Source organism: Nostoc cf. commune SO-36, from assembly GCF_023734775.1.
Classification (GTDB): domain Bacteria; phylum Cyanobacteriota; class Cyanobacteriia; order Cyanobacteriales; family Nostocaceae; genus Nostoc; species Nostoc commune_A.
Window position 1 is genome coordinate 2,575,581 of the sequence record NZ_AP025732.1, and the last position, 18,563, is coordinate 2,594,143.

General features: G+C 39.7%; 21 protein-coding genes. 13 read left to right on the top strand and 8 right to left on the bottom strand.

Annotated features, from left to right (window positions below):
* The first annotated feature begins 91 nt into the window (after positions 1-91).
* The 3 genes from ANSO36C_RS11230 (at position 92) to mdh (ending at position 2,351) form a co-directional block, all read left to right on the top strand.
* Complete coding sequence (locus tag ANSO36C_RS11230; RefSeq protein WP_251959601.1) at positions 92-982, top strand: DNA-formamidopyrimidine glycosylase; 891 nt, start codon at positions 92-94, stop codon at positions 980-982.
* Between the two features lie 87 nt (positions 983-1,069).
* Complete coding sequence (ndhO, locus tag ANSO36C_RS11235) at positions 1,070-1,285, top strand: NAD(P)H-quinone oxidoreductase subunit O (RefSeq protein ID WP_251959602.1); 216 nt, start codon at positions 1,070-1,072, stop codon at positions 1,283-1,285.
* Between the two features lie 88 nt (positions 1,286-1,373).
* The gene (gene mdh, locus ANSO36C_RS11240; protein WP_251959603.1) at positions 1,374-2,351 is read left to right on the top strand and encodes a malate dehydrogenase; all 978 of its coding nucleotides are present in this window, start codon (positions 1,374-1,376) and stop codon (positions 2,349-2,351) included.
* Between the two features lie 192 nt (positions 2,352-2,543).
* On the opposite strand, the gene ANSO36C_RS11245 is transcribed toward mdh, so the two are convergent.
* Together ANSO36C_RS11245 and ANSO36C_RS11250 are read right to left on the bottom strand one after the other, a co-directional pair.
* Positions 2,544-2,873: a translation initiation factor gene (locus tag ANSO36C_RS11245; RefSeq protein WP_251959604.1), complete on the bottom strand. Its 330-nt coding sequence runs from the start codon at positions 2,871-2,873 to the stop codon at positions 2,544-2,546.
* A 94-nt stretch (positions 2,874-2,967) separates the two neighbouring features.
* Entirely contained in the window at positions 2,968-3,456 is a 489-nt protein-coding gene (locus ANSO36C_RS11250; protein WP_251959605.1) for a hypothetical protein, read from the bottom strand.
* A 341-nt stretch (positions 3,457-3,797) separates the two neighbouring features.
* Between ANSO36C_RS11250 and ANSO36C_RS11255 the strand changes: the two genes are divergently transcribed.
* From ANSO36C_RS11255 to ANSO36C_RS11270, 4 genes are all read left to right on the top strand, one after another.
* Positions 3,798-4,472, top strand: coding sequence for a hypothetical protein (locus tag ANSO36C_RS11255; protein ID WP_251959606.1), 675 nt, complete (start codon positions 3,798-3,800; stop codon positions 4,470-4,472).
* 64 nt (positions 4,473-4,536) lie between these two features.
* Complete coding sequence (locus ANSO36C_RS11260) at positions 4,537-6,420, top strand: P-loop NTPase fold protein (protein WP_251959607.1); 1,884 nt, start codon at positions 4,537-4,539, stop codon at positions 6,418-6,420.
* Positions 6,420-7,934, top strand: coding sequence for a DUF1802 family protein (locus ANSO36C_RS11265; RefSeq protein WP_251959608.1), 1,515 nt, complete (start codon positions 6,420-6,422; stop codon positions 7,932-7,934). The genes ANSO36C_RS11260 and ANSO36C_RS11265 overlap by 1 nt, the downstream gene beginning before the upstream one ends.
* Before the next feature lie 446 nt (positions 7,935-8,380).
* Positions 8,381-9,043 carry a Nif11-like leader peptide family natural product precursor gene (locus tag ANSO36C_RS11270; protein WP_251959609.1) on the top strand — a complete coding sequence of 221 codons (663 nt, stop codon included), beginning with the start codon at positions 8,381-8,383 and terminating at the stop codon, positions 9,041-9,043.
* A 265-nt stretch (positions 9,044-9,308) separates the two neighbouring features.
* Here ANSO36C_RS11270 and ANSO36C_RS11275 read toward each other — a convergent pair whose 3' ends face one another.
* The 4 genes from ANSO36C_RS11275 to era form a co-directional block, all read right to left on the bottom strand.
* On the bottom strand, positions 9,309-9,941 hold the full coding sequence (locus ANSO36C_RS11275; protein WP_251959610.1) for a YdeI/OmpD-associated family protein: 633 nt from the start codon (positions 9,939-9,941) through the stop codon (positions 9,309-9,311).
* Positions 9,942-9,986: 45 nt separating this feature from the next.
* Positions 9,987-10,427, bottom strand: a complete 441-nt coding sequence (locus tag ANSO36C_RS11280; protein WP_251959611.1) for a GNAT family N-acetyltransferase — start codon at positions 10,425-10,427, stop codon at positions 9,987-9,989.
* Positions 10,427-11,104: a response regulator gene (locus ANSO36C_RS11285; RefSeq protein ID WP_251959612.1), complete on the bottom strand. Its 678-nt coding sequence runs from the start codon at positions 11,102-11,104 to the stop codon at positions 10,427-10,429. Before ANSO36C_RS11285 ends, ANSO36C_RS11280 begins: the two co-directional genes overlap by 1 nt.
* A gap of 88 nt (positions 11,105-11,192) precedes the next feature.
* A complete protein-coding gene (gene era / locus ANSO36C_RS11290) occupies positions 11,193-12,167 on the bottom strand; it encodes a GTPase Era (RefSeq protein ID WP_251959613.1) in 975 nt (324 codons plus the stop codon).
* Between the two features lie 409 nt (positions 12,168-12,576).
* On the opposite strand from era, the gene ANSO36C_RS11295 reads away from it, so the two are divergent.
* The 6 genes from ANSO36C_RS11295 (at position 12,577) to ANSO36C_RS11320 (ending at position 15,281) form a co-directional block, all read left to right on the top strand.
* Positions 12,577-13,659, top strand: a complete 1,083-nt coding sequence (locus ANSO36C_RS11295) for an ATP-dependent 6-phosphofructokinase (RefSeq protein ID WP_251960307.1) — start codon at positions 12,577-12,579, stop codon at positions 13,657-13,659.
* A 205-nt stretch (positions 13,660-13,864) separates the two neighbouring features.
* Positions 13,865-14,155 carry a nucleotidyltransferase family protein gene (locus tag ANSO36C_RS11300; RefSeq protein ID WP_251959614.1) on the top strand — a complete coding sequence of 97 codons (291 nt, stop codon included), beginning with the start codon at positions 13,865-13,867 and terminating at the stop codon, positions 14,153-14,155.
* Positions 14,152-14,292, top strand: a complete 141-nt coding sequence (locus ANSO36C_RS11305; protein WP_251959615.1) for a ribonuclease HepT family protein — start codon at positions 14,152-14,154, stop codon at positions 14,290-14,292. Before ANSO36C_RS11300 ends, ANSO36C_RS11305 begins: the two co-directional genes overlap by 4 nt.
* Positions 14,293-14,364: 72 nt before the next feature.
* Positions 14,365-14,487 (top strand): HepT-like ribonuclease domain-containing protein, encoded by a 123-nt coding sequence (locus tag ANSO36C_RS11310; RefSeq protein ID WP_251959616.1) that lies wholly within the window; start codon positions 14,365-14,367, stop codon positions 14,485-14,487.
* Between the two features lie 153 nt (positions 14,488-14,640).
* On the top strand, positions 14,641-14,874 hold the full coding sequence (locus ANSO36C_RS11315; RefSeq protein ID WP_251959617.1) for a hypothetical protein: 234 nt from the start codon (positions 14,641-14,643) through the stop codon (positions 14,872-14,874).
* Between the two features lie 14 nt (positions 14,875-14,888).
* Positions 14,889-15,281, top strand: a complete 393-nt coding sequence (locus ANSO36C_RS11320) for a type II toxin-antitoxin system VapC family toxin (protein WP_251959618.1) — start codon at positions 14,889-14,891, stop codon at positions 15,279-15,281.
* Between the two features lie 54 nt (positions 15,282-15,335).
* Here ANSO36C_RS11320 and ANSO36C_RS11325 read toward each other — a convergent pair whose 3' ends face one another.
* On the bottom strand, positions 15,336-17,033 hold the full coding sequence (locus ANSO36C_RS11325) for a tetratricopeptide repeat protein (protein WP_251959619.1): 1,698 nt from the start codon (positions 17,031-17,033) through the stop codon (positions 15,336-15,338).
* On the bottom strand, positions 16,990-18,336 hold the full coding sequence (locus ANSO36C_RS11330) for a P-loop NTPase fold protein (RefSeq protein WP_251959620.1): 1,347 nt from the start codon (positions 18,334-18,336) through the stop codon (positions 16,990-16,992). The genes ANSO36C_RS11325 and ANSO36C_RS11330 overlap by 44 nt, the downstream gene beginning before the upstream one ends.
* Positions 18,337-18,563: the final 227 nt, after the last annotated feature.

Here is an 18,563-nt window from a genome sequence, read left to right on the forward strand (position 1 = left end):
TACGAGCCACTTACGGGTGTGTAAGTTACTACCCCATCTCTTCTTTATTCAACGCCCAAATACATCAAAATTGCCTGCTTAATCAGCTTGAATGCCTGAACTGCCTGAAGTCGAAACAGTCCGAAGGGGTCTAAATCAATTGACCCTTAACCAAGAAATCACGGGGGGAGATGTGTTGCTCGATCGCACCATCGCCTACCCGTTTTCTGTTGGTGAGTTTATTGATGGAATTAAAAAAAGTGCGTACCCCTCTGGGGTTGGCGCAGCCATCGCTACTTGGCATCGTCGCGGTAAATATCTGCTTGCGGAACTTTCCTCCCCCTCTTCTACAGGTTGGCTAGGGGTTCATCTGCGAATGACCGGTCAACTACTATGGCTGCATCGAGATGAACCATTACATAAGCACACGCGGGTTAGATTATTCTTTGGGGATCAGCAGGAATTACGCTTTGTGGATCAGCGCACCTTCGGTAAAATATGGTTGGTTCCGCCTGGTGTTGCTGTAGAAAGTATTATGACTGGTTTAGCAAAACTGGCAGTAGACCCATTTTCACCCGAATTCACTGTCGAGTATCTAGCAAGCAAACTCCAAAACCGCCGCCGTCCGATTAAAACTGCGCTACTAGATCAATCGGTGGTGGCGGGATTAGGTAACATTTATGCTGATGAAGCCCTATTTAAGAGTGGAATTTTACCTGAAACCTTGTGTATAGATTTGCAGCTAAAGCAAATTGAACTTTTGCGAACAGCCATAATTCAAGTGTTAGAAACGAGCATTGAGGCTGGTGGTACGACTTTTAGTAATTTTCTAAATGTCAAAGGTACTAACGGCAATTATGGTGGTGTAGCCTGGGTTTATAACCGCACTGGAGAACCCTGTCGAGTTTGTGGTACAGGAATTCAACGGATTAAGTTGGGTGGGCGATCTAGTCACTTTTGCTCCCAGTGTCAAACTTTACAGGGAGTTAGGAGACGCGATTAATCGCGTTTTTACGAGAGTTTTTACTTCTAACTCGGAAGTCTCTTAAAATGCGGATAAGTCTAATCTAGAAATTTGAGAGAGGAACTCATGGCAGTCAAAAAAGGCGATATGGTTCGCGCTGTGCGCGAAAAACTAGAAAACAGTCTGGAGGCTAAAGCCAGTGATGCTCGTTTTCCTTCTTATTTGTTTGAAAGCAAGGGCGAAATTGTAGATATCAAAGGTGATTACGCCCTGATTAAGTTTGGGAAAGTGCCAACACCAAATGTTTGGTTACGTGTGGATCAACTCGAAGAGTTTAAATAAGTAAAAAGAATTCAGGAGTCAGAATTCAGAATTCAGCATTTATTCTGACTCCTGAATTCTTGCTGAGAAAAATCGCATCTTAATATTTATGTTTTCTTCCCTTAACTCCCCAATTGTGTGTAATTTACCCCGTGTCACCATCGTGGGTGCGGGTAGGGTTGGTAGTACTTTAGCCCAACGCATTGCGGAGAAAAACCTGGCAGATGTAGTTTTACTAGATATTATTGCGGGAATGCCTCAAGGTTTGGCGTTGGATTTGATGGAAGCCAGGGGAATTGAAATACATAATCGCCAGATTATCGGCACAAATAATTATGCTGATACATCTGGTTCGCAAATTGTGGTGATTACCGCCGGACTTCCCCGCAAACCAGGGATGAGTCGGGATGACTTGCTGAAAACCAATGCCAAGATTGTCGTGGAAGCGGCAAAAAGTGCAATCGCTCATTCTCCCAATGCCATTTTTATTGTCGTCACTAATCCATTGGATGTGATGACTTATTTGGCTTGGCAAGCAACGGGTTTACCACGCGATCGCATTATGGGTATGGCTGGTGTGTTAGATTCCGCTCGTTTTGAAACCTTCATTGCCCTAGAATTGGGCGTTTTACCCGCCGATGTCAAAGCGATGGTTTTGGGTAGCCACGGCGATTTAATGGTTCCCTTGTCTCGTTATGCTACCGTTAACGGCATTCCCATCACTGAATTGCTGGATGCAGCCACAATTGAACGCTTGGTAAAAAGAACTCGCAACGGTGGCGCAGAAATCGTGGAATTGATGCAGACGGGAGGTGCTTTTTTTGCCCCGGCATCAGCTACTAGTGTGATGGTAGAATCGATTTTGCTAAATCAGTCGCGGTTGTTGCCTGTGGCGGCGTATCTGCAAGGTGAATACGGTTTAGAAGATGTTGTAATTGGTGTTCCCTGTCGGTTGGGATGCGGTGGAATTGAGAGTGTTTTGGAATTGACACTTACCGATGAAGAAAGAGAAGGTTTGCATACTTCGGCTCAATCTGTGCGTCGGAATATTGAGCGATCGCAGGAAGTTTTGGCTAACAATAAATGAGTAAATAATTCGTAATTTATAGAAATAGCAACAAAAATAAAAGGCAGTAGGTTCAAATCCCGCTATAGCGGTTCCCACTCTGATGCGGTACAAAATGATATCGCAAGGTGTAGGGGCACGGCATGCCGTGCCCCTACGGGTGTACCTTGAATTGTGCCCATTCCTTACTGGGGAATGGGGCTGAGTTTGGCGTTAACGACGAGAATCTTGATCTGCGGGATCGCCGTAGGGGTCTTCGCTGGCTGGGCGGACATCACCAAACTCTCCTGTGTCTGCGGGATCACCGTAGGGGTCTTCGCTAGCTGGGCGAACGTTGCGGTAAGACGCGATGTCTGCGGGATCGCCGTATGGGTCTTCACTAGCTGGGCGAACGTCGCCGTAAGATGCTGGATCTGCGGGATCACCGTAAGGATCTTCGCTGGCTGGACGTACATTGCGATCGCGGAATTTGGCATCTTCAGCTTTATCGCCGTTGGGCCCCAAAAGCAACTCCTTCGCCTTTCGGAAAAATTCATCTACCATAATCTGTCTCCTGATTTAAGTTCGTGTTTCCGACGTGCGCGATTGGCGTTATCCTCCGGGAAACCCGCTTTATATTTACACACACTTCGCTGATCTAGAGTGCTGGCGCTGCGCTTGAAGTTAGACCAGTGAGATCGCGACCTGCGGCACTCCGGTTATAGCCTTGGAATTCCCGATATTTTTGTGCTTCAGATTCCGGTACTCGAATTCCTTCTGCTGGTGGTGTTACCCAGTGAGCGCGATTTTCAGCATCGCGGTAGTATACACGCCCGTTCTTGGAAAGATAATACTTACCTTGCGCTCCTTCTTGTGGAGCATTCTTATGTTGGTTGTACATATAGTACAGTGCTGCGGCTCCTGCCAAAAGTGCCACTTTTTGACCCGTACCCAATCCTTTTTTAACTTCGGTTTGGTTTGTGCGATCGCTCACTGTTCTACTAATGGTGTCATCAACAGGTGGTGGCACATTAGCCTTTTGGGAACCGCCTCCGCAGCTACTCAGCAAGGGCACCATTAGCAATGCCGAAAGCAGCACTGCAAATAGACGCGAAACTATTTTACGTTCTTTATATATTGTGTTCATTGGATTTCATCATCACCTGTATTTGCCAAAAGCCTTGCTGTTGCAAAAACAGAGTTGGACTTCCTGTTATTTCGCTGGGAATTGAAAAAACATACACCACTCAATTTACAACTGCACAAGCTAAAGCGTTTCATTATTTATCATCAGCGATTTTTTCAAGTATTCCATCCCGCCTTCGAGAGAAACTGCATTCATCCTAAGGAAATATATTTTTGATTTTTTATAAATCATATTTAGCTAAAACGCTGAAATATTCAGCAATTACCCGGTTATTATTTTGTGCTAAATTACTTAAAAAGATACAGCCGCTACAATAAATATTGTAAAAAAATACACTCAATATGACATCAAAAAATACAGCCCAAATTAGAACTCGTCTCCTTCTGGCTTTGTGGGATTTGGGAGGAACGCAGCAGGAAGTTAAGAAAGGTCAGCTTACCAAGCGAATTGTATCGAAAAGCCAGAAGGTAGCAGATTATCAGGGTTCATTTGATGAATTACAGAAACAGGGTGCGATCGCAATTTCCAAAAAAGGATATTCTCTGACATCTCCCAAGGGTTTAGAGGCATTGGGTGAAGGTTTGAGAGGTGGCGATTTTAAGTTTGAAGGGACAATTGTTGGAACTTGGGCGGCGAATGCGTTGTTGCGGTGGATTAGTCAGATTGATGTTGCGGTAACTGGTGCAGGTGTACCAGTTAATGGGAAGGGTGCGATCGCGGAGCTTTCCAAAGGAATCGCTTCTTACGACGAGTTTAAATCTGTGGCGTTGGAAGTCTACGACAAGCTGAACCAAAACTACAACTTAGACGATCTTGTGCCAATTTATCGTATCAGGAGAGAAATAGGCGATCGGGTTAGTCGTAGAGAGTTCAGTGAGTGGTTGTTGGAAATGCAGGAGAAAGATATTTTACAACTTCAAGGTGGAAGTTTACCAGATAACGACCCAGCCAAACTTGAAGACTCAGTAACTACAGAAGTCAGTGGACTCCGTTGCTATGCCAAACTTTTAAACTAATCCACCAATTTTTGTAATTTTTGATAATTTTCTTCTAGCCCTCATACACAACTAGTTCAAATTTATGTCTAACGATTTAATTAATGTCATCAGTACAAACAATCCATTTCAAGGACGCTTAGTAGTTAGAAGCCATAATGTTTGGGGACAAAGTTTTCCTGATGTACCATCTTTAAATTCTCATGCTTCTGATGCTGTTTATGAAGCAATAGAGAAAGTTCGTAATAGAAAACGACAAGTTATAGGCATTACCATTAAAGCAGAGAGAGGGCTAGGGAAAAGCCATCTTATAAGCAGGATTCGCCATAAATTACAGATTGATGGTAGCGCTTTATTTGTTTATATGAGTCAGTGTGATGATTTAAATCGCATAAAAACAGCATTTTTAAGTACTCTTGCAAATAGTCTTAAACAAGTCGGTAGTGCAAGTGTTAGTCAATGGCAGGAGTTAGCAACAGCCTTAGTTAATGAAGCTTTCAAAAAAAAATATACCCCTCAACAGCTAGTAAACCAGTTTCCAGGTGCATTAGTTAAAAATCCTAATGTGGTTGAAGTTTTGCGAGATAAAATCCTGAGTACCAAGCCTGATATAGAAAATCCTGATATTCTTACTGCAATTTTATGGACATTATCTCCTGATCCCGCTTATGAAATATTTGCTATTCGATGGCTTGCTGGTAATAGCCTACCACACGCTAAAGCCGATTCGATGGGTTTAGCTAATGTGAGTGTAGATGATAAAGAAGCCGAATCATTCAATACAGTGCGGCAAATTCTCGACTTAGTTAGTGAGTATAAGCCAATAGTAATTTGCTTTGATGAAATGGAAAATTTAGGCTGTAATGATGCGGGGTTCACCGGTTCACAAGTTACTGCTCTCCTAGCGAAAGACTTATATGACAAAATTAAACAGGGTATTTTGCTAACATCTATATATCCTGAAACTTGGACACATCAGGTAAAAACATTGCCATACGCTGAAGCAGTTGTAGATAGAATGGGTGAACAAGTTATTGATTTAAAGCATCTGAATCCTGATGATGTTGTTGCTTTAGTTTCTAGATGGCTTGAAGAATTTTATCAAGAGAATGGATTAATACCTCCTTATCCAGTTTATCCATTTGATGAAGCCAAACTGCGAACATTGGGCAAGGAAAGACCAATTGTCAGGAAAGTTTTGCAATGGTGCGCTGAAAATTTTAAACCTCTTATTACAACTATAGACATAGATGAACAAGAACTCAAACACCCAGTAGAACCTACGTATAATCAACAATTAGCTGCTCTACAAAATACTATTCAAGATTACATGGAGGATAAAAGAACTCTTGCTCAAGCACTAAGATTAGGATTTAGTGCAGTCATTGGTGAAACTATAGAGAATGTACAAATTGAAAAAGTTGTCGATATTCAAGTAAAAGCTGTTGATAGAGGCTATCTTGATTTTAAAATTGTTGGCAAGGAAAACGGTAAAGATGTCAAAATTGCCGTAGCTGTTCTGCAAGAGTCTGGGGGCTTATTCGTCCAAGCTACATTGAAACGGTTAATTCGCTACAAAGACTTTGATGTAACTCGTGGTTGTTTAGTTCGCTCTAAACAAATTAATAAAGGTGCTACTAAAGCCCAAGATTGTTTAAAAACGCTTTTATCAAAGGAATTAGGTGGTGAATGGGTATTATTAAAATCTGAAGACATCAAACCACTTTTAGCATTGCATTTTGTGATGAAGGGTCGTGAAGATGATGAGTTAACCGAAGATCAAATCATAGATTTTATTCGCACAAAACGGATAGCAATTGATAATTATCTTATCCGTGAAATTCTCAGCGATCCATCAGGACAAGTTCCTAAAGATGCAATTGATGAAGAAGAGGAGAGTAGTAATATGACCTTAATAGAGGTTAAAGATGTAGTAAGTGTTGCTTCAGATGATTTATTCCAAGAATAATGATGAATACAGCATTACGTTTACCAGCACCAGAAATTGAGGCATTGTTGCAAGGGAGAATAATTGCAGTAATGCCTAATAAATTTATTACTCCGGGGCGAGAATTTGCCCTTTGTCCAGCAGATGCGTCAATTAATTTACTACCAGTTGAGCAGTATTATTGCTCAAGGTTCTTACCTATTGCCCAAAGTACATTTGCACAACTCAATAGTCAGGGCGTTTTAATACAACCTCAGCAAATGAGTTTACTTCCAAACGAGGAACAGTTAAAACTACCCCTTTTAGCTTATGAAACAGTGTTAATTAAAGCTTGGGGTAGGTGTGAACTGTGCCAAATTCTGAATAATGCGGAATCATTGGCTGCTTTATCACAGCTAACTATTTGGACAACAGAAGCTTTAAAGGAAATACTAAGGCAAAAGCAAAATATTTTTTTAGCATATTTGCGAGTATATAAGTTGCCTAAATCAATTGAAGTCCTGATAAAATCAAATAGCCAGTTTGTTGCATTACCGCAACCTGTAAATCTTTCTGAAGCTAACCCAGTAATAAACGATCGCACCTTCACCCAACGCAAACACCAATTAGAAAAGCTAGAACCCTCACTGCATCGTGAATTAGAAGAATTGCAGAGTGCGATCGCATCCCTAAGCATTAACCAACCAGCAGCGAAACAATTAGACGACGATATCAAAGTATTTTTGGGTTGGAGTAATGACAAGCTAACTAAGCAACCCGATCCAAATTTAGCTTGGATAAATGATATTGCAAAATTGGGCGATCGCATCATCGAACAAGACGAGAGTAAAAGCAACTATCAAGCTGGTACAGACTTTGAAATCATCACACGCCGTAGCCTTAATTTTTTAGGATTCAAAGTTGAAGAAAACTACAAAGGCGGTGCAGGTGGCTTAGACTTATTTTGCTCACAACCTTATCCTCTTGTTTGCGAATGCAAAGCAGGTAAAAGCATTCCTGATCGTGCAGTAGAAGAATTAGATAGGATTGGTAAAAGGCATCTTAAAGAAAATTATCTTCAAGCTGTGCGGTTGATTATTGGCCCAGGTCAACCAACTAAAAATCTGAAAGAATCTGCTCAGATATCTAAAATCAGTATTATAAATGTAATGACTCTACAAAAACTCGTTGAATTAAAAGCAAAATATCCAGGTGCTATTAACTTAATCGAATTACAGCAATATTTAGAACCTGGGCAAATTGACTATAAAATTAGTGAATATATTGATAAAGTTGAGAGAGAGATTAAATTGCGATCGCATATTATCCAGCTTGTCAAAAATCATTTAGAAAAAACAAGTGATGTAAATGTTGGAGTGGATGCCCTTCACATAGCATACATTTATGGCAGTCCACCTGAGTCTTTGAAAAATAAAGAACTTTACGAAATTCTGATTGAACTTTCTTCACCGTTAACAGGCTATTTAGGACGAATAAAAGGCAGTGATTGGAATAGCGATCGCTTTTACTTTCTCCGCGATTTGCCTATTAACTAAAAATAGTAAAATATATCTCTTTTCTTACCTCTGCGTTCTCTGCGCCTTTGCGGTTCGTTTCAAAATAAATAAAGTAAGTAAGCGTAGCCAGCCGTAGGCATTGTCTTTAGTTTGTAGGTGATTGAGCAATCGCTTTACGCAGTTTATCTCGCAATTGCCATTAATTTATTAATAATTAATACTATCTATTGACTTAATTTTATTTTATGAGAATCAATAACAAGGCTAGACGCAGATCGCCGCAGCTATTGCAATGTTCTCTCTTTTAATCAGTATATATTGTTTCTAGTGACAAACTTTACAGAAAATTCATACTTAGCCACTGTGTAACTTCATTTACATGAGATAGCAGATTTAGTACTGTCGAAGAAACAGATTATACTTACTACACTGGTGTTTATTAATCACAAATCTCTATCAAGTTTAAAATTTAGGCAAAATGACCCATGTATTATCAAATTTGGAATTTCTTTCTTAAAGAAGATAAATACATTTATTGGAAAGAGCAAATAAAAGCTAACAAAAACTTTGACAAAGTTACATGGCAAAAGGTTATTGATTTTTTGTCACTAGTAGAGCAAACTTTCCAATTAAAAAGTCAACTAGCAGAAACCGATAGCCTTGAGCCGTTTCTCAAATTAGCAACAGAAAATGGTTATAGCCTGACAGCAGAAGAACTTGCCTGGTTTCTAATTACAAGAAGGCAGATTTGGGATCTTTTTGATTTTGCACAAAAAACACCATCTCTCAAAGAAGAATTGCTAATAGCTAAAGATCCGCAGCACTTCGTCAACATAGCTGCCGAAAATGGTTATTACTTTTCTGTATGTGAGTTAGCTTGGCTATTAATTGAAATCAAATCATCGTCAGATTTAGTCTCTATTAACAATAGCGTTGGAGAAATTTTTACGGTGTCAAGCTACGGCAGAGTTGAAACAGGATACTGGATTTGGCTGGCAGAATACTGGGGAATCGTGCCACCATTCTGTCATCGGGATAAGCCGAGTACTTTTGTATCTGAAAATAACAACTATCCTTTTTTACTTGATCAGTGTTTCTTACCCAAGAGTTACTTTAGTCAACGCCTCATGGCTATTAGTAATTCGTAATTCATTAAGACTTACGCATTGGCAATAAATACCAAATATAGGGAAGTTTCAAAACTACATCCTTTGTAAAGGCATAGCAATGATGTGCCTTTACAACACAATACGCTTGGGTTGAGGATAATAATAGCGGCTGTCTTCAATGTTAAGTGCGATCGCAATTTATTTCTTCTACTTAAATATGGTTTAGCGCATCTTCATACAAAATTGGTATAAGCTGTAGCGATCGCGTCAAAAAATACGTTGTCAAAGAATCAAGTTGACTTTGTTATTTTACCAATGGATTTTTGTTCACCACTGCTGAGTTGACGGTTTGTTCAATTCTTTTCAACCTTGTCTCTGGACGTTTTGCACTATCAATCCAAAAAAGGATATTCTTTTTGGATGAGTTATTAAATGCCTCAAAATACTCATTAGCAGTTGTGTTGGCTTCTAACGCCTGCTTTAAATCTAAGGGAATAATTAATGCTTCGATTGCATCTAAAGAATTCCATGAACCATTTTGTTTTGCGGCTTCAATTTTTTCCAGACCAACTGTAGTCATCAAACCTTGTTCTATAAGTTCTTCAATATATTGTTTATTTAATTTTGACCACACACTTTTCGGTTTTCGAGGTGTAAATATTTGCATATAACGTTCTTCATCTATGGATTTGACTTTACTATCAATCCAACCAAAGCATAAGGCTTCTTTTACCGCTTCGCTATATCGAATACTTGGTTTACCACTTTTTACTTTGTAGTAAATAAGCCACACACCAAAAGAAGTACGATGATTTTTCTCTAACCATCTCCGCCATTCTTCGCGGCTTTGAGGGCAGAAAGTGAGGAATTCATTATTAAGTTTGGATACACCAGTAATCTTACTTTTGTTGAGGTTTATCTCTGTATTTGGCTGCATTTGTTTTATTTTCAATACGTAATTGATGTAAAACTTTCATCTCCTCTAAAATCGTTTTGCCATAAAAATCAAATACTGGCTTCTTTGATAGCCATGCTTCGTGTAAAAAGCCTCTGCTTGTCCATCCTTGTTAGTCAATAGATAAACCTCAGCAACTTCCATCGCGGTTAGAGTATCCATTAATTGGTTAAGTAGCTTTGTGCCAATTCCTTGATGCTGCTTATGAGCTTGGACACAGATTTCTTCTAGATAAAAGCTTTGACTTTTTGGCCCTTGCTTACAATAACCTGCCACGAATCCTAACAGTTCATCCTGTTTGAATACAAATCCAACAAAACCCGGTGTATTCAGAATTTCAAATAACTTTGCTCTTGCTGTCTCGAAAGTCCATTCCTCGTTCCAAGGCTCACTATTGAACACTTCAACATATAAATGAGCGCACTTGTCAAGATATTCAGTAGTAAAGGTTTGAATTTCTTCTAACATCAAACCAAACCTGAACGCAATGCGACGACTGCTGCTTGCACGCGATCGTCTACTGCTAATTTATTCATAATCCCTCGGACGTGAGTTTTGATAGTGTTGGGGCTGAGATAAAGTTTTTCGGCAATCTCTGGGTTACTCAATCCGTCTACCATGAGTTTCAAAACTTCTAACTCGCGTCCAGATAAGTTGGCGGTGTTGGTGGTGGCTGAAGGTGGTTTGAGATTATCAATTACTCGTCGCGCAATTTGGGGATCGAGATATGCTGCACCATCAACTGCGGCTGCGATCGCACTTAACAATCGTTCCACACTTGCACCTTTAATGCAATACGCATCTGCACCGCTAGATAGTGCCGCAATAATTTCTGTCTCCGTTTGATGAGATGTCAGCATCACCACATGAGTTGCTGGCAACGCCGCCTTAATTTGCTGTGTCGCTGCAATGCCATCCAATCGCGGCAACCCAATATCCATAACCACTAAATCAGGTTTCAGTTGCAGTGCGGCTTGAACTCCCAAATAACCATCTTCTGCTTGTCCAACTATCTCTATCTGAGGATGAGCCATTAACGATTGCTCTAATCCCAATTGCATCATCGGATCGTCTTCGACAATTAACACGCGCAAGGGCGGAGCATTGACGGGTAAATTTAAGGGATAGCGAGTATCTAAAGACATTTTTATTAATTATTTGTTATTTGTCATTTACCTTTTTGACCAATGCCCCATGCCCAATGCCCAATGCCCAATGCCCAATGCCCAATTATTATTCTTCCACGCGATAGCCTAACTCCGCTAAACTTATTCGTGACTGTCGCCATTTTGGTTGGACTTTCACAAATAATTCTAGGTAAACTTTACCAGCGATTAACTTTTGGATTTGTTCGCGGGCTTCACTACCAATTGTTTTGAGCATCGCCCCGCCTTTGCCAATGAGTATGCCTTTTTGGGAATCGCGCTCGACGTTGATAGTAGCAAGTATCCGGGTAATGCTGGGAGTTTCTTCTACTAAGTCAATTGCGATCGCTACTGAATGGGGTACTTCTTCACGAGTCAACAATAAAATTTGTTCTCGGATTAATTCACCCATAATAAAGCGTTCTGGCTGGTCTGTTACCAAATCGGGAGGATAATATAACGGCCCAAGTTCTAAATGTTCAATTAATAACTCTTGAAGTTGCGGTAATCCTGCATTCGTCTTGGCAGAAAATTTCACAATTTCCCATTCATGGGACTGGGCCATCTGAGCGTAACTATCATCTAGAAACTGAGAATCAGACGGTTGTTGGTCGATTTTGTTCACACCCAAAATCACTGGTGTTTTGGTGCGACTGAGCAACTCGGCAATATAGCGATCGCCCGATCCACAAGCTACTCCTCCATCTACCACAAACAGTATTACATCTACCGATTCAATGGCAATTTTGGCATTTTGCACCAACACTTCCCCCAATTGATGATGGGGCTTGTGAATTCCTGGCGTATCTACAAAAATTAACTGCGCCTCTGGTGTAGTTAAAATGCCTCGCAAACGGTTACGTGTCGTTTGCGCTATTGGTGATGTAATGGCTATTTTTTGTCCTACTAATTGATTCATCAAAGTAGATTTACCGACATTAGGACGACCAACAATGCCGATAAAACCTGATTTAAATTCAGGAGGAGCCTGTGGGATTGTGACTTCTCCTGAAAAAGAGAAGTTGTAATTATCAATACTAGTCACCTTTGGCTCCACCCTCATATTTTACAGCTGGGATAACTTGGTTTTTTCTTAGACACAAAACAAGCATAAAAACACCCTAGCATTTTCGGGGATTGCTTTTGCTTAGGTTTAATCTACTACTGGCTCTACACTTAATATTTTACAGCTGAGATAACTTGGTTGAGTTTTTATATACAAAAGAAACATAAAATTACTTTGGGATTTACAAGCAGGACTTTTGCTTTCAGTTTAATCTGCTGCTAAGTAGGTAGGCATGATTAAATATAAGATGTCATTGCGAGTGAAACGAAGCAATCCCAGAGACTTTGCGATTGCTTCGTTTCACTCGCAATGACAGAGCATATTATATTTATTTACGCCCATTTACTTAATGGCTTAAGTTTCATCAACTATTAAATATATTTGGATCAAAATGTCAATAAAAGATATGGGAGAACGCAAACGCATAGGAATTCTTACCAGTGGAGGTGATTGTTCTGGCTTAAATGCTGTGATTAGGGCTGTAGTGAATTGTGCTGTGGATACTTATGGCTGGGAGGTTTTAGGAATTCGTCAAGCGACTCTAGGATTAATGGCGCGTCCGCCACAATTCACAAAGCTGGAAGTCGATCAAGTTGACTTGCTGTTAACGGCGGGTGGCACAATGTTGGGGACAACTAATAAAGGCGACCCTTTTGCTTTTCCAATGGCAGATGGGAGTGTAAGCGATCGCTCCGAAGAAATCATTGCGGGTTATCATGAGCTAGGTTTAGACGCTTTGATTGGTGTTGGCGGTGATGGTAGCTTGGCAATTCTCCGCCGCCTCGCTCAACAAGGTGGCATTAATCTAGTAGGTATTCCCAAAACGATTGATAACGATATTGGTGTTACTGAACACGCTATCGGCTTTGATACAGCAGTCAATATTGCCACAGAAGCATTAGATAGGTTGCATTTTACTGCTGCAAGTCATAGCCGAGTCATGATTTTGGAAGTTATGGGGCGTGATGCTGGACACATAGCTATAGCTGCGGGAATTGCGGGGGGAGCAAATGTAATTTTAATTCCTGAAATTCCTTACACAGTTGAGCATATTTGCCACAAAATCAAAGAACGGCAAGAGAAAGGCAAAAACTATTGTTTGATAATTGTTTCTGAAGCGGTTCGTACCCACGATGGGGAAAATGTGACAATTACAAATCGCTTAGGTCAATCTCGATACGGTGGAATTGGCGAATATTTAGCAGATAAAATTATTGAACACATTGGTGTAGAAACACGAGTTACAGTTTTAGGACACATTCAACGGGGTGGAACTGCTTCACCACTAGATAGGTTAGTTGCAACTGCTTTTGGCGTAGCGGCGGTTAATCTCATTGCAGAGAGTAAATACGATCGCATGGTGACATGGCAAAATCGCCAAGTATTAAGTGTACCAATTACCGAAGCGATCGCTCAATATAGCGCCGTTGATCCCAATGGTACTTTAGTTAAAACTGCTCGTGGTATGAGTATTTATTTGGGAGACTAAACATATATGGTACAGGCACGGCTATGCTGTGCCTATCAAAGTACAAATTCAGCAGACATTTTTTTCGCATTTATAATTTACTTATAGCCTTTCCTAATCATACAAGGTATATCAGAGCAAGCTCCTTGCTTGCGGTGAGGGGGTTGAGGGTGAGATTCTTGTACCTCACTCAAGCGAGAACTTCTATACATATTTATATTAAGTTATGAATATCTATGAAATATTGGGAGGCAAACGGGAAGAAATTTTGCAAATTGCGGCAAAATACGGAGCATATAATATTAGAATTTTTGGCTCAGTAGCCCGTCGTGAAGCCGATATTAACAGCGATGTTGATTTTTTAGTTGAAATGGAGCCAGGACGTAGCCTTTTTGATTTGGGTGGATTATTGATGGAGTTACAAGAAATACTTGGTTGTGAAGTTGATGTTGTCACAGAAAAAGGATTGCGATCGCGCATTCGAGAGCGAGTATTAAGTGAGGCAGTTCCGTTGTGAGGGATAATAGTGAAAAATTGCGTGATATTTTAGAAGCTATCGAACGTATCGACAAATATGCAGTTCAAGACCGGGAAGCTTTTGAAGATAACGAACTAATTCAAAATTGGTTTATTCAACACCTACAAATTATTTGAGAAGCATCGCGTGTATTATCTGCCGATATTTGTGAGGCAAATCCAGATGTTCCTTGGTCGCAAATGATTGGGATGCGAAACATTTTAACTCATAATTACTTTGAAATCGATTTAGATGTTGTTTGGTTGGTTATTGAACGGGAATTGCCAAACCTTAAGCCTCAAATTGAAGCAATTTTACAAACATTATCTTGAATATTAGATTTGCGATCGCACCTCTCTACAACCCCAAACGCGTAGACGCAACGCGGCTTTTCGTTAGACATCGCACTCAACTTGTAATCAACCACGGGCGATCGCATTTATAATTTAATTACATATATTAAGTGGTGAATTTGGTGAAAAGCAATGTTGAAATCAGTTGAAGGTGTTTACAAACATGGCAAAATAGAACTTGTCGAATTACCGTTAGATGTATCAGAAAGCCGAGTTATTGTTACATTTTTAGATCCAGAGACAACCCGAAAACAAACCCAGATGATGCAGTTTGGTATGTTTTCTGGGAAAAATCAGTCTACGGAAGAGGATTTTAAAATTGCTGAATTTCACGGAGATAAAGAAGATAGCCTAGAGTGGTCATAAGTAATTTATGAAGTATGTCATTCGATACTCATGCACTAATTTGGTTCCTTGAAGGAAATTCCCGTTTGGGTGCAAATGCTAAAGCTATCCTCTCTAATTCTGATTCTCAACTGATTATTCCCGCAACTACATTGGCTGAGGCAATTTGGATTGTCGAAAGAGGTAGAACATCTATTCCTTCTGCTAAAGACGTAATTTCAGCAGTCGAAACTGATTTTCGCATACTAATTTATCCACTAGATAAAGAAGTAGTTGAAATGACTATCAACTTATCTAGTATTAATGAAATGCACGATCGACAAATTACTGCAACTGCCCTAGTCCTGGCGAGTAAAGGAGATAATGTGCAGCTATTAACATGCGACCAAAATATAATTGCATCTGGTTTAGTCACGATTGTTTGGTAGATGCGATCGCACATCTCTACAACTCAAAACGCGATTGATCGCCCATATCCTCACCTACTCCGGTAAACTCTCTAAAATCTCCCTCACCACCGTAGCCATATATTCATCCTGATACTCAACATATATCTCCAACGCTGTCTGCAAATTAGCCCTAGCTTCCGCGTAATTTTCCTCTGCTTTTGCAAGCAATCCTAATGTTGCGTAAGTCTTAGCACAGGAATAGCGATTGCCAAATTCGATTTTGATTTCCAGGGCTTGTTGATAATAATCCCGTGCCTGGTGGTATTCCCGCAACTCTTCGGCAACGATTCCCAAGTTGTGGTAAGTCGTAGCACAGGAGTAGCGATCGCCAAATTCGATAAAGATTTCCAGGGCTTGTTGATAATAATCCCGTGCCTGGTGGTATTCCCGCAACTCTTGGGCAACCATTCCCAACTGGTGGTAAGTGCTAGCACAGGAGTAGCGATCGCCAAATTCGATATTGATTTCCAGGGCTTGTTGATAATAATCCCGTGCCTGGTGGTATTCCCGCAATTCTTGGGCAACATATCCCAACTGGTGGTAAGTCGTAGCACAGGAGTAGCGATCGCCAAATTCGATTGTGATTTCCAGGGCTTGTTGATAATAATCCCGTGCCTGGTGGAACTGTCGCAACTCTTGGGCAACGACTCCCAAATTGTGGTAAGTGCTAGCACAGGAGTAGCGATCGCCAAATTCGATTTTGATTTCCAGGGCTTGTTGATAATAATCCCGTGCCTGGTGGAACTGTGGCATACTCAGAGAGACATTGCCTAAATAATGCAATGAATCAGCGACAGCACGATGATTTTTCTGTTTTTTGGCAATATCCAAAGCTTGTTGATGATAGCTATTTGCAGATTCAAACTGTCGTTGCTGCTGATAGCTTTTACCTAACTGATTGATAACTTCAATTTGTAAAGAATAATCAGGAAAATTCTTGATAATTTCACAAGCTTTTTCTAAATACTCTCTAGCTTGGATTGGTTTGCGTTGACTTAAATATGCTTTGCCTAATTCATTTAAAATATTACAGCAATTGCGAAGATGTTCCAGGCTGGGTATTTCTCCAGTTGGGTTATATTCCATCAACAAGCTATGTAATAAATCGATACGTTCTTGTTGTTTTGGTGTTGGTAAGCGTTCTATATCTGTATCTGCATTGAGAGTATTGGCAATTGCCTTATCTCTAGTCAATTCTGTAGTTTTAAAGCGAAATAAACCTGATTTCCAAGCCCAAAAATCAGGTGCAAATTTTGCTAACCGCGAAATCGCATAATCTGGCAAGATAAATAAAAGGGGATGCGGTACAGTTTGACGATAAGAATCGCGGACGAAGTTTAAATCCTGTAGAACTGGTGGATAATCACCAAAGACACCAATTGATTTTTCTAAATTCCGAATTAATAAAACAAGTTTTTTATTTGTTTCTTTGGTAATGTTGGCTAATTGCTGCACTAATTCATCCCGCAGAAATCGCAAATTCTTTTCAGGAAAATCTAAAACCACAAATTGGATTTCTTGACATTGAGGCTCTTGTCGCAATCCAGCAATTAATAAATCTATATCGGGGGGAAAGTTAATTTCAATAAAACCTAACGTAAATTTTTCAGCAAAATCGATAAATGTTACCAATTCAGCGAATTCATCTTGGTTATAGGTAATAAATTTACCTATTTCTATTTGAAATTTACTGTTGTTGTGCTGATTGGAGAGCTTGTTGGAAGAACTCATTTCTTTTAACCACCGGATTTGGATAATTCCATCGTTTATCGCCGTTATATTCCAACACGGAAGTATTAAATAACATTAGTTGTCCAATTTCATCTTTACTGACATTTTTAGTTAAACAAACCTGAGCCAAATGAGTATAATGTTCTTCAGGAATAAATCGCTCAAAACTAAATTGTTGCTGTTTAACTGCATACTCTATATCTTCCGATATAATTTTTTTATGTTTTCGGGTACTCGCTGTTTGACATGCAGAGCGCATCATTTGCATTAACTGACGCACATGGCCACCACTTGCTTTTGCTAGTTCTAATAATTTATGACGACTCTCGAAAATTGCATCAATATCAACCCGTTTTTCAATTACACTTGCTATCGCATCTAAGCCGGTCTGATTATAATCTAAATCACATTTATGCCGATCAAATTCATAGATATTAATCATCGGCACAATATGAGGATTACCATCAAATTGATTTAGGGGATTTTTCGGCGAACAAAGAATTGAAATCGGTACTGTATAAATGATTGTACAATTTAATTCCTGCATCTGCGCCGCATAATCAAAGAATAAATGTTCTGCTACTACAGGAGGAACCCGATCCAAATTATCGAAGATGATGAGTAAACCTTTGCATTCAGGAAATTTCTGGCGTAATTTTGTGTAAGCGTCGCTTAATAACAAATTAGTATCAGATTTGAGGCGAGATAAATCTTTTTCTAGAGTTTGGCGAATAGTTGTCTTTTGCTTGTCCGAGCCTTTAATTTGCGCCAGCAATTTGACCATTAGTTTGGCGAGAAATGGCGCTGTAGGGCTGAGAGTTGCCTCTGCCTCAACGTTGACTGATTTTTCGACACTTTGCTCGTTTTCTTGAGTAATGTCTTTAAACCATGATTCAAAACTTTTTAATATATCTTGATTAAAAGTTAAACCTAATTTTCGTAATTCAAATTCAACTTGTTTAATCACAATCAAATATAAATCTGTATATCGGGTATCATTAATATCTGTCTCTTCATTCGCTTCCAAATAAATAACCCGATAATTGTCTTCCCAAAGACTCTGAATTTTTTTTAACTCGGTACTTTTACCACAACCGCGATGTCCGGTAAATAAAATTGTTGTAAAATCACCTGCTTCTTGAAAATCCAAAATTGTACTAACATTATCAATAGCCGAAGTTTTCCGCACCGCCGACAGATCGACATAATACCGTTCCATTTCTGCTGGTTCAAGCGGCTCAACATTACAAGCCAAAAAAGCCGCTTTAAGAGTATTTGCACGCTGAAAACTTGACTGAGACATTCTTTTTGCAAGATAACAATCACCAACTTCTAAATTTTAAGCGATCGCCTATCAAATTTAGCAAATACAGCTAGTTGTACATTAGAGTTGTCGGGAAATAAGACGATAAATTTCTGAAAGCCTTATATAGTAAGCGTTTATAGTATTTCGTACAGGAATGGCTGTAACCTTTAATTAATCGATTCATTGATGTGCATTTTTGTCAAGACCAGTTTTAATGCTGTTCG

Coding starts and splice junctions, on each gene's coding strand:
- ANSO36C_RS11230 (WP_251959601.1), top strand. CDS start 92: ATGCCTGAACTGCCTGAAGTCGAAACAGTCCGAAGGGGTCTAAATCAA.
- ndhO (WP_251959602.1), top strand. CDS start 1,070: ATGGCAGTCAAAAAAGGCGATATGGTTCGCGCTGTGCGCGAAAAACTA.
- mdh (WP_251959603.1), top strand. CDS start 1,374: ATGTTTTCTTCCCTTAACTCCCCAATTGTGTGTAATTTACCCCGTGTC.
- ANSO36C_RS11245 (WP_251959604.1), bottom strand. CDS start 2,873: ATGGTAGATGAATTTTTCCGAAAGGCGAAGGAGTTGCTTTTGGGGCCC.
- ANSO36C_RS11250 (WP_251959605.1), bottom strand. CDS start 3,456: ATGAACACAATATATAAAGAACGTAAAATAGTTTCGCGTCTATTTGCA.
- ANSO36C_RS11255 (WP_251959606.1), top strand. CDS start 3,798: ATGACATCAAAAAATACAGCCCAAATTAGAACTCGTCTCCTTCTGGCT.
- ANSO36C_RS11260 (WP_251959607.1), top strand. CDS start 4,537: ATGTCTAACGATTTAATTAATGTCATCAGTACAAACAATCCATTTCAA.
- ANSO36C_RS11265 (WP_251959608.1), top strand. CDS start 6,420: ATGATGAATACAGCATTACGTTTACCAGCACCAGAAATTGAGGCATTG.
- ANSO36C_RS11270 (WP_251959609.1), top strand. CDS start 8,381: ATGTATTATCAAATTTGGAATTTCTTTCTTAAAGAAGATAAATACATT.
- ANSO36C_RS11275 (WP_251959610.1), bottom strand. CDS start 9,941: ATGCAGCCAAATACAGAGATAAACCTCAACAAAAGTAAGATTACTGGT.
- ANSO36C_RS11280 (WP_251959611.1), bottom strand. CDS start 10,427: ATGTTAGAAGAAATTCAAACCTTTACTACTGAATATCTTGACAAGTGC.
- ANSO36C_RS11285 (WP_251959612.1), bottom strand. CDS start 11,104: ATGTCTTTAGATACTCGCTATCCCTTAAATTTACCCGTCAATGCTCCG.
- era (WP_251959613.1), bottom strand. CDS start 12,167: ATGAGGGTGGAGCCAAAGGTGACTAGTATTGATAATTACAACTTCTCT.
- ANSO36C_RS11295 (WP_251960307.1), top strand. CDS start 12,577: ATGGGAGAACGCAAACGCATAGGAATTCTTACCAGTGGAGGTGATTGT.
- ANSO36C_RS11300 (WP_251959614.1), top strand. CDS start 13,865: ATGAATATCTATGAAATATTGGGAGGCAAACGGGAAGAAATTTTGCAA.
- ANSO36C_RS11310 (WP_251959616.1), top strand. CDS start 14,365: ATGCGAAACATTTTAACTCATAATTACTTTGAAATCGATTTAGATGTT.
- ANSO36C_RS11315 (WP_251959617.1), top strand. CDS start 14,641: ATGTTGAAATCAGTTGAAGGTGTTTACAAACATGGCAAAATAGAACTT.
- ANSO36C_RS11320 (WP_251959618.1), top strand. CDS start 14,889: ATGTCATTCGATACTCATGCACTAATTTGGTTCCTTGAAGGAAATTCC.
- ANSO36C_RS11325 (WP_251959619.1), bottom strand. CDS start 17,033: ATGAGTTCTTCCAACAAGCTCTCCAATCAGCACAACAACAGTAAATTT.
- ANSO36C_RS11330 (WP_251959620.1), bottom strand. CDS start 18,336: ATGTCTCAGTCAAGTTTTCAGCGTGCAAATACTCTTAAAGCGGCTTTT.